Raw genomic sequence first — 9,118 nt, 5'->3', positions numbered from 1 at the left:
AAAAGATTCTCAAGGGCACTTTCTTCTGCGCTTGTCAGCTTATCGCGACCAAACGGAACACTGTATGTCTTGTTTTCATTATAAGCTAGGGTGTTAAAGCCAGAACAGGTAGCCAGCTTCATGTAGGCGTTTATCTGGTGCTCATTCATTCGTTCGTCGTCTATTTTTTCCGACTTGGTAGCGTAATTGAATTCCCACAAAGAGGATTCGTACTTAAAAAGCTTTTTTACACCGAAGCTTTCCAAATAATGCGATGTGGAATCAAACTTTACATCTTCATGAAGCCGTACCCTTTCTACGCCCTTGTTCAGGGTTTCTTCACGCCGCATACTTCCCGAGTCATCTAGAATCAGCATGATGTTGGGCTTGACACCAACGGTTTCAATTACCGGTGTCTGGGCAATTATGCCCGGAGCAGCCAAGCACTGAATGCTTGCCATAAAAATGATCAAAGCAACGATTGTACGCATGGTATTTTCCTGTCAGAAGGGCTCGAGCCTCAATTCACTTTGCACGACTGCCCAGGCCTTGTTATTTGCACCTGCCTGTCCCAGGGCAGTAACGCGAAAGGCATTGATTCGCCAATCGCCATTGCTCTTTTCGTTGTCGAAATTGAGTGACGCGCCACCTATCCGCCCCAGATATTCGATCAGACAAAAGCCGATGACATTATTGTCACTATCTAAGACGGCCTTGCCGTTTTTCTTCAAGATTGCCTGAAGTTCATCTATTGGCTTCGCAGAATTAACAGCAGAAATGAGAGAAGATGTGCTTTGGTCAACAACGAACAGACCATCATTGCCGTTGAAAGCACTAAGTTGCCAGTCGCCTGCCTGAAGTCGCTGCTCGGTTACCGCAAGCGCGGTTTCGGCGCGGTAATAGGCTTTTTCATAGGCACGACTGTTGACGCTCATTTTAGCCTGTAGCTGTGAATCCTGCGCTCCGGTAACGGCGATGAGACCTACGATTACCAGCATGACCAGTACTACCAGCAGCGCGGCACCTTGCTGTGCCTTTGCATTTAAAGGCATCAGCTGTTGCCTCTCAGTTGCAGATTGCGCGGCGTGAACGTCATGGTAAAAGTACGCTCGAGGCGTCCGTCGTTAGCCCCACCGGGTACGACACCCGGGTCGCTTTGTAGCGTCAGCGCAATCTCGACGCGCCGAATGCGGCTAGCCCAGGCGTTTTCATCGACCGCCTTCGGCGTGGCTGCCGGCTGATCGATACTGCCGTCGTCGTTGGTATCGACACCAAAGCTAATAGCCAGATCGCTCACGCCGGCAACAAGTTCTTCGCGCTTGAAGGAGGACACTGCCTCGACGCGATCGATGAATAGCGCCGTGGTACCACTCCCTTGCTGTTCGCCAAGGAACAGGCGCCACGCCTTGATCGGGTATACATGACTGGCGGCAGAGCCAATCTGGCCGTAGGCACGACTCAACTTTCCGTCGGGCTTTATACGACTGCCAGGGATCGTGTCATTCTCGATCTGGAACACATCGGCAGTGTTGCAGTCGCTGATAAGGGCGATTTTCTCGATGACCTTGCCATTTTTATCGAGAAACACGCCCGAGCTGTCCGCGCCGATATCGAGCTCACTGACACTGGTTTTCATGGCTGCGGCAAGCGGCACCTCGCTCTCCTTGTCCGCGTAGACCCAGTCCAACTCCCAGTAATCGATGCCGTCCTGTACGGCCTTCTTCGTGCTGATGGAGGGCAGCAGACGGTATTGACTGTCGACGCTGCTGGCGATCGAAATGGGCTGCACGCTGGTGCAGCCGGCATAGCCGATGTTGCGCATCAGCGGCTGCAGGCGAAAGGAGACGTAGCGAGCGGATTCCTGCAGGTAGGAAAGCGCCTGCTGACTCGATTGACTGGCACGAGAGCCAAGAAACATTTGCATCGCCAGCGCCAGGATCAACAGGCCCAACACCAGCGAAATCATCAGCTCGACGAGTCCCACACCCGCTTGACGATACCTCATAATCGAACCTCGAAGACAAACCTGGCCTTGGACGTACTGTTATCGTCTTGATCCTTGATACTCTTTAGCGACTCTTCCCAGGAGACAGTGAGCGTTACTCGTTGCCGATCGGCTACGCTGTCCACGGCTATCACCCCTTCACCATTGGTCAACCCTGCCCGTGCGCTCTCTTCGATGGAACGCCTCCATTCGCTCAGATCTCGTGCGACCAGCGTCGTAGAACTGCAGTTCGTGGCGCATGAATTCGCCGGCGCGTTGCGGGTCGTCTTGCCATCGTAGCTAGACAGAACGGCTAGATTGGATTGCATACGCTCAGCCATATCTGACGCCAGCAGCTGGGCCATGGTCTCGCTATAGCTAGCACGCTGGTACTGCAGTGTCTTGACCTGCAGCATGCCCATACCCAGCAGCGACGTACTCAACAGCAGCAGGGCAATCAATACCTCAATCAGCCCGGCCCCTCCCTGTCTGGTCGATGATATGATGACGAGCGAGTTCTCACGTTCTTGACGAACATCCTCCTTTCGCCACCCGCAAAAGCATTGATAAAGCCTCATTCGCAAGCGCCCCCGGCCATTCTTCGCGTGCGTCCCGAGGGTGCCAAGATGATTCTCGTTGTGTACTCACCGCTGCAGTAGATCCAACTATCGTTGCCTGTAGAAAGTATGCCTCGGGCGTTGAATGTGACCCGTGCTGGACCTCCGAGTGTCTGTTGTGCCTTGCTACCTCGATGAATACGCAGGCGATCAGCGGGCTGGAAACTGGCACTGTCACCCAGATACACCACCCAGCCGTTATGCCAATCACTGCCACACGCAGTGACTGAAGAGGTTCCGGAGGAGGGACAAACACTTACCTGGGCTCCTCGGGTCACTGCTTCGCTACGGGCCAAGCTCAGCGCTTGAGTCAAGGAACCACTGGCGCTCTCGACCTGAGCACGCTGTACGCTATGCTGCCAGGTGGGCACGGCCCAAGTCGCAATGATGGCCATGATGGCCAGCGTCACGACCAGTTCGACCAAGGTAAACCCTCGAGCTTGCAGCACTGATCCGCCTCGATGTTTGCTTGCTTGTTTTCTCGTATATCGACCCTACCCGCTTTTCCTGAAGACAAACCAAAAAAAAGTCGGGCAAAAGCCCGACTTTTCAACTGAAGAAAAACGTTTTCTATCATCCGCTGGCGATTACTTTCTCCCTCAACTCTTTTGGCATCGAGAAGACAATGGTCTCTTCACGGCCTTCAAGCTCTTTCGGCACCGCTGCACCCAGCTCGCGCAGGCGCTCGATCACGCCGTTGACCAGTACTTCCGGTGCGCTGGCGCCGGCGGTAATGCCAATGGTGTCGACATTCTCAAGCCATGCCTCATCGATCAAGCTGGCATCGTCAATCAGCTTGGCATTGGAGCCCATGCGTTCTGCCAGTTCCCGCAGGCGATTGGAATTTGAGCTGTTGACACTGCCTACTACTAATACCAGCTCGCTCTCCGCCGCCAGCTGACGCACCGCGTCCTGACGATTCTGAGTGGCGTAGCAAATATCGTCCTTGCGGGGTCCATCGATGGCGGGGAATTTCTCCCGCAGCGCATCGATGACTCGGGCGGTGTCGTCCATGGAAAGCGTTGTCTGGGTGACGAAGGAAAGCGTCTCAGGATTATTGACCTCGAGCGCGGCCACATCTGCTTCGTCTTCGACCAGGTAGATAGCACCGCCATGAGAGCTGTCGTAACGGCCCATGGTGCCCTCTACTTCGGGATGGCCGGCGTGGCCGATGAGAATGCACTCCTGGCCGCGTTTGGCGTAACGCAGTACTTCCATGTGCACCTTGGTCACCAGGGGGCAGGTGGCGTCGAATACCTTGAGCCCGCGGCGCTCGGCTTCCTGCTGCACGGCTTTCGAGACCCCGTGGGCGGAGAAGATCACCGTGGCGTCGTCAGGTACTTCATCGAGCTCCTCGACGAAGATCGCTCCACGTTCGCGCAACGTATCCACCACGAAACGATTGTGCACCACTTCATGACGCACGTAGATCGGTGCACCCAGCACATCCAGAGCGCGATTGACGATTTCGATGGCACGGTCAACGCCGGCGCAAAAGCCCCGGGGATTGGCCAACTTGATCTGCATGATGAACCTCACTTGATACGTCGGGTATCGTGGCGGTATCGATAAAATGAAAATACTAGTGAGTCGTCGTGGGCCTTACTTCAATCACCTCTACCTCGAAGGTCAGGGTGCGCCCGGCCAGCGGATGATTGAAGTCCACGGATACCTGCTTGTCGTCGATCTCGGCGATAACGCCGGGCACTTCGCCCCCTGCCGCATCGGCAAAGGACATCACCAATCCTTCTTCCAGCTCAGCTTCCTCGAAGCTCTCTCTTGGAATACGCTGCACGTTTTGCGGATTGTGCTGACCGAAGGCATGTTCCGGGGAAACGGTGTAGCTGCCGCTATCACCCTCGGCAAGCCCCGTCAGTGGCGCTTCAAAACCCGGCGGCAGGTTACCATCGCCCATTTGAAACGTTGCCGGCTGTTTGTCCCGGGTGGAGTCGACCACGGTGCCATCCTCCAGTTTGAGGGTAAAGTGCAGCGTCACCTCCATACCCTCGCCGATGCGGTATTCGCTCATCTCGAATATCCTCTACAGAAGTCAGTGATGGCTTTTACGACTACGTTCACTACGTGCATCACGCAGTGCTTGAAGAATCAATCCGATGGCCCCTAGCGTGATGGCCGTATCCGCAAGATTGAACGCGGGAAAATAGGCGTTCTGCCAATGAAAGGAGAGAAAATCCACCACGTAGCCATGCATGAGACGATCGTAAAGATTGCCCAGCGCCCCGCCAATGATCAATGTCAGAGACACCGCCGTCAGCGTCTCATTAGCTTTGAGTCGCGTCAGCCAGACGGTCAGTCCGATCGCTGCACCAATGGCGATCAACGCAAACAGCCAGCGCTGCCAGCCACCGTGAGTCGCCAGGAAACTGAAGGCGGCACCGGTATTGTGCAGCAGCGTGAGGTTGAATACCGGTAACACTTCCACGGGCTGAGCATAATGAAGCATGCTTGTGGCTAGGGCTTTCGTCCCAAGATCCAGCGCCACTACCAGCACCGACAGCCACAGCCAGCGTAACGGTCGATTCATTGGCATGTCAGTGGATACAGGGCTCTCATTCGTACCGGCACCCTTCTCCTCTGCACGGTCGCCTACGCCTTTTGCTTGGGCTTTATGCATAGTGACGCTCTTCCCCGGGCCCACCCGGCAGATTGATGATGCAGCGTCCGCACAGATCGGAATGCTCGGCGTGCTGCCCGACATCAGGGCGATGATGCCAACAGCGCTCGCACTTGGCATATGGGCTTGCGATGACCGCTACCTTGAGATCGTCGCGCTCGGTGGCCTCGACGCTCTGCGTACCGGCAGCATCAAGAGACGCCAAATGCACTTCGCTGGTCAGCAGCACGAAACGCAGCTCGTCTCCCAGGCGGCCCAGTGTCTCGCGCAGTGCATCGCTGACGTAGAGCGTTACCTCCGCGGCCAGACCGCTCTTGATCACCTTGGCATTGCGAGCGTCCTCGAGACACTTGTTGACCGCCTGCTTGACCTCTAGCACCTGCTCCCAGAACGCCCGGTCGAACAGAGCGCCGTCATCCAAGGTCTGCAATTCACCGTAGAAAGTTTCCAGCAGCACGCTGTCTTTGCGCTCGCCAGGGATATGCTCGTAGATCTCCTCCGCAGTAAACGACAAAATCGGCGCCACCCAACGCGCCAGCGCTTCGACTACCCGGTACAGCGCCGTTTGACAGCTGCGCCGCGCCAATGAATCCGCCTGGGTGGTGTACTGGCGATCCTTGATGATGTCCAGATAAAAGCCACCCAGCTCCCGGGCGCAGAAGGTGTGCACCTGCTGATAGACATCCAGGAAACGATACTCGGCATAGGCCGTCTCGATACGAGCCTGCAACTGAGCGGCACGGTCCACCACCCACTGATCCAGCGCAATCATGTCATCAAACGGCACCGCGTCGCGCTCGGCATCGAAGCCATTGAGATTGGCCAGCAGAAAGCGCGAGGTGTTGCGGATGCGCCGATAGACGTCCGCAGTACGCTTCAATATCTCGTCGGATACCGCCATTTCACCGGAGTAGTCCGTGGAGGCGACCCACAGGCGCAGAATGTCCGCGCCCAGCTTGTCCATGACCTCCTGCGGGGCGACCACGTTCCCCACGGACTTGGACATCTTGCGGCCTTGAGCATCCACGGTGAATCCGTGGGTCAGCAAGCCCCTGTAAGGCGCATGACCATCGATGGCACAGCCGGTTAAAAGTGACGAATGGAACCAGCCGCGATGCTGATCGGAGCCTTCCAGGTAGAGATCCGCCACCGGCCCGTCGCGCTTCTCAGGATGATCGAATACCGCCGCATGGGAGCCCCGCAGCACATGCCAATGCGTGGTGCCGGAATCGAACCACACGTCCAGAGTATCGCTGATCTTTTCATAATCCGCCGCCTCGTCACCCAGCAGCTCGCTGGCCTCGAGCCGGAACCAGGCCTCGATACCCTCGGCCTCGATGCGCTTGGCGACCTCTTCCATCAGCTCCAGGGTACGCGGGTGCAGCTCGCCGCTGACCCGATGCAAAAAGAACGGGATCGGCACGCCCCAGTTGCGCTGGCGCGAGATGCACCAGTCCGGGCGATTGGCAATCATCGAGTGCAGGCGCGCCTTGCCCCAGCTGGGCACGAACTGGGTCGTCTCGATGCCTTCCAAGGCGCGCTCTCGCAGGGTCTTGCCATCCGCGCCTTGAATATCCATGCCGACGAACCACTGAGCGGTTGCCCGGTAGATTACCGGCGATTTGTGGCGCCAGCAGTGCATGTAGCTGTGGGTGATCTTCTCGTGGGCCAGCAGCGCGCCGACCTCTTCCAGCTTGGCGACGATCTGCGGATTGGCCTTCCAGATCATCTGACCGCCAAAGAACTTGAGGTCCTCGGCGTAGACGCCATTAGCCATCACCGGGCTCTTGATCTCCTCGAACTCCATGCCGTAGGCGCGGCAGGTGATGAAGTCATCCACCCCGTAGGCCGGCGCAGAGTGCACGATACCGGTACCGGCATCGGTCTCGACATAATCCGCCAGATAGACCGCGCCCGGCGATCATAAAACGGATGACGAAAGTTCAGATTCTCGAGATGAGCACCCGAGGTAGTGGCAATGGTCTCGCCCTGTAGCTCGAAACGTTCGAGACAGCTCTCGACCAGATCCTCCGCCACCAGAAGCAGTCGCTCGCCGGTATCCACCAGGGCATAGCTGAACTCGGGGTGAACGTTGAGCGCCTGGTTGGCGGGGATAGTCCAGGGGGTAGTGGTCCAGATGGCCACCGCCGCTGGCTTGCCCAAAGACGCGAGCCCAAATGCCGCTGCCAACGCGGCGGGGTCGTCGGCCTCGAAGGCGACATCGATAGCGTCGGACTTCTTGTCCGCGTATTCGACCTCGGCTTCCGCCAGGGCCGAGCCGCAGTCGAAACACCAGTTGACCGGCTTCAAGCCCTTGAAGACGTAGCCCTGCTTGACCATCTCCGCCAGGGCCCGCACCTCATCCGCCTCGTTAACGTAGTCCATGGTGCGATAAGGACGCTGCCAATCACCGATGATACCCAGACGTATGAAATCCTCGCGCTGGGTATCGATCTGCTCTGCAGCATAGCTGCGACACAGGGCGCGGGTCTCTTCCGGCGGTAAATGCTTGCCATGCAGCTTCTCGATCTGATGCTCGATGGGCAGACCGTGGCAGTCCCAGCCAGGCACATAGGGCGCATCGAAGTCTGCAATCCCCTTGGCCTTGACGATGATGTCCTTCAAGATCTTGTTGACCGCATGACCGATATGAATGCTGCCGTTGGCATAGGGAGGGCCGTCGTGCAGCACGAAGGTCTCACGCTCCTTTCCTGCGGCGCGTAGGCGCTCATAGAGATCGATCTCCTGCCAGCGCTTTATACGGGCTGGCTCACGCTTGGGCAGATTGCCGCGCATGGGAAAGTCGGTTTCAGGCAGATTCAATGTAGGCTTATAGTCGCTCATGGGGTTCCATCGTTGTCGCGCCTGGTGACTCCAGGGTCGGCATGTTCGGGAATCGACGCCAAAGGCGCCGATGCCAGATAAGGTGTTAAATCACTATCATGATTGTGCATTTGTCTTGGCCAGGCATGAAAAAATTCTTTTGCCTGGGCCTGATCGGCCTGAATCTGATGTTTTAGCTCGTCCAACCCATCGAAACGCTGCTCGCCGCGCAAACGTGCACAAGGCAATACCTTGATGATCTGGCCATAAAGATCGCCGCTGAAATCGAACAAATTGACTTCCAGAACCGGACGAGGCGTTCCCACGGTAGGTCGCCAGCCGATATTGGCGACCCCAGCGAACTCGCGACCGCCACTCAGGCGCGTAACCACCGCGTAGACACCGCGAAGGGCCATGGGCCCGGATAACAACGGCACGTTGGCGGTAGGCACGCCGATGGTACGACCCAGCTTCTGATCGGCAACGACTCGCCCCGTGTAAGAATAGGGGCGGCCCAGCATGCGCGCCGCCTGCAGGAAATTGCCGCTGGCCAGCAGTGTGCGTATCCGGGAGCTAGAGACTCGCTCACCGTCGAGGGCAAAGGTGCGGGTATGCTCGATACCGAAGCCACATTCTTTTCCCACTTGAGTCAGCAACGCAAAATCACCGGATCGATCGCAGCCAAAGCGAAAGTCATCTCCTACCACCAGATGACGCACATCCAAGCCATCGATCAATATCCGATCGATGAACTGTCGCCCTGTCAGACTGCGCAGCGCGTCGTTGAAGGGCAGGCAGACAATGCGTTCGGCACCATGGGCCGCCAGTAGCTGAGCCTTGTCCCGTAGCCGCGTCAGCCTTGGGGGCGCCTGATCACCGGCGAAAAATTCCCGGGGCTGTGGCTCGAACACCACCACCGTCACCGGCAGCTCCAGATCCGCCGCGCGATCGCGCAACTGATCGAGAATCGCCTGATGGCCAAGATGCACACCGTCGAAGTTACCGATGGTGGCAACGCTACCACGATGATGCTCGCGCAGATTGTGTAAACCGCGAATCAATTCCATGCAGCATTCACGC

General features: G+C 57.2%; 9 protein-coding genes and 1 pseudogene. All 10 read right to left on the bottom strand.

Going from position 1 to position 9,118, the window contains the following annotated elements:
- A partial coding sequence (locus CH74_RS08855) for a hypothetical protein (RefSeq protein ID WP_048307096.1) occupies window positions 1-470 on the bottom strand: 470 nt, incomplete at its 3' end.
- A gap of 12 nt (window positions 471-482) precedes the next feature.
- Window positions 483-1,031: a PilX N-terminal domain-containing pilus assembly protein gene (locus tag CH74_RS08850; RefSeq protein ID WP_048307095.1), complete on the bottom strand. Its 549-nt coding sequence runs from the start codon at window positions 1,029-1,031 to the stop codon at window positions 483-485.
- Window positions 1,031-1,984, bottom strand: a complete 954-nt coding sequence (locus tag CH74_RS08845; RefSeq protein ID WP_048307094.1) for a hypothetical protein — start codon at window positions 1,982-1,984, stop codon at window positions 1,031-1,033. Before CH74_RS08845 ends, CH74_RS08850 begins: the two co-directional genes overlap by 1 nt.
- Window positions 1,981-2,541: a type IV pilus modification protein PilV gene (pilV, locus tag CH74_RS17750; RefSeq protein ID WP_053070693.1), complete on the bottom strand. Its 561-nt coding sequence runs from the start codon at window positions 2,539-2,541 to the stop codon at window positions 1,981-1,983. Before pilV ends, CH74_RS08845 begins: the two co-directional genes overlap by 4 nt.
- Window positions 2,538-3,029: a GspH/FimT family pseudopilin gene (locus tag CH74_RS17745; RefSeq protein WP_053070692.1), complete on the bottom strand. Its 492-nt coding sequence runs from the start codon at window positions 3,027-3,029 to the stop codon at window positions 2,538-2,540. The genes pilV and CH74_RS17745 overlap by 4 nt, the downstream gene beginning before the upstream one ends.
- Window positions 3,030-3,153: 124 nt before the next feature.
- Window positions 3,154-4,107, bottom strand: a complete 954-nt coding sequence (gene ispH / locus CH74_RS08830; RefSeq protein ID WP_048307093.1) for a 4-hydroxy-3-methylbut-2-enyl diphosphate reductase — start codon at window positions 4,105-4,107, stop codon at window positions 3,154-3,156.
- A 55-nt stretch (window positions 4,108-4,162) separates the two neighbouring features.
- The gene (gene fkpB / locus CH74_RS08825) at window positions 4,163-4,609 is read right to left on the bottom strand and encodes an FKBP-type peptidyl-prolyl cis-trans isomerase (RefSeq protein WP_048307092.1); all 447 of its coding nucleotides are present in this window, start codon (window positions 4,607-4,609) and stop codon (window positions 4,163-4,165) included.
- A 21-nt stretch (window positions 4,610-4,630) separates the two neighbouring features.
- Window positions 4,631-5,125, bottom strand: a complete 495-nt coding sequence (gene lspA / locus CH74_RS08820; protein WP_082140354.1) for a signal peptidase II — start codon at window positions 5,123-5,125, stop codon at window positions 4,631-4,633.
- An 82-nt stretch (window positions 5,126-5,207) separates the two neighbouring features.
- Window positions 5,208-8,059, bottom strand: a pseudogene (ileS, locus tag CH74_RS08815) (isoleucine--tRNA ligase).
- The gene (gene ribF / locus CH74_RS08810) at window positions 8,056-9,105 is read right to left on the bottom strand and encodes a bifunctional riboflavin kinase/FAD synthetase (RefSeq protein ID WP_048307091.1); all 1,050 of its coding nucleotides are present in this window, start codon (window positions 9,103-9,105) and stop codon (window positions 8,056-8,058) included. The pseudogene ileS and the gene ribF overlap by 4 nt, the downstream one beginning before the upstream one ends.
- Between the last annotated feature and the right edge of the window lie 13 nt (window positions 9,106-9,118).

It is taken from the genome of Halomonas sp. PR-M31 (assembly GCF_001039575.1).
Taxonomy (GTDB): Bacteria; Pseudomonadota; Gammaproteobacteria; order Pseudomonadales; family Halomonadaceae; genus Modicisalibacter.
The sequence above is the reverse complement of the archived record's forward strand: the minus strand, read 5'-3'. Positions and strand labels throughout refer to the sequence as shown.

Excerpts from the sequence above, each read along its gene's own strand:
- CH74_RS08850 (WP_048307095.1), bottom strand. The coding sequence starts at position 1,031 with ATGCCTTTAAATGCAAAGGCACAGCAAGGTGCCGCGCTGCTGGTAGTA.
- CH74_RS08845 (WP_048307094.1), bottom strand. The coding sequence starts at position 1,984 with ATGAGGTATCGTCAAGCGGGTGTGGGACTCGTCGAGCTGATGATTTCG.
- pilV (WP_053070693.1), bottom strand. The coding sequence starts at position 2,541 with ATGAGGCTTTATCAATGCTTTTGCGGGTGGCGAAAGGAGGATGTTCGT.
- ispH (WP_048307093.1), bottom strand. The coding sequence starts at position 4,107 with ATGCAGATCAAGTTGGCCAATCCCCGGGGCTTTTGCGCCGGCGTTGAC.
- fkpB (WP_048307092.1), bottom strand. The coding sequence starts at position 4,609 with ATGAGCGAATACCGCATCGGCGAGGGTATGGAGGTGACGCTGCACTTT.
- lspA (WP_082140354.1), bottom strand. The coding sequence starts at position 5,125 with ATGAATCGACCGTTACGCTGGCTGTGGCTGTCGGTGCTGGTAGTGGCG.
- ribF (WP_048307091.1), bottom strand. The coding sequence starts at position 9,105 with ATGGAATTGATTCGCGGTTTACACAATCTGCGCGAGCATCATCGTGGT.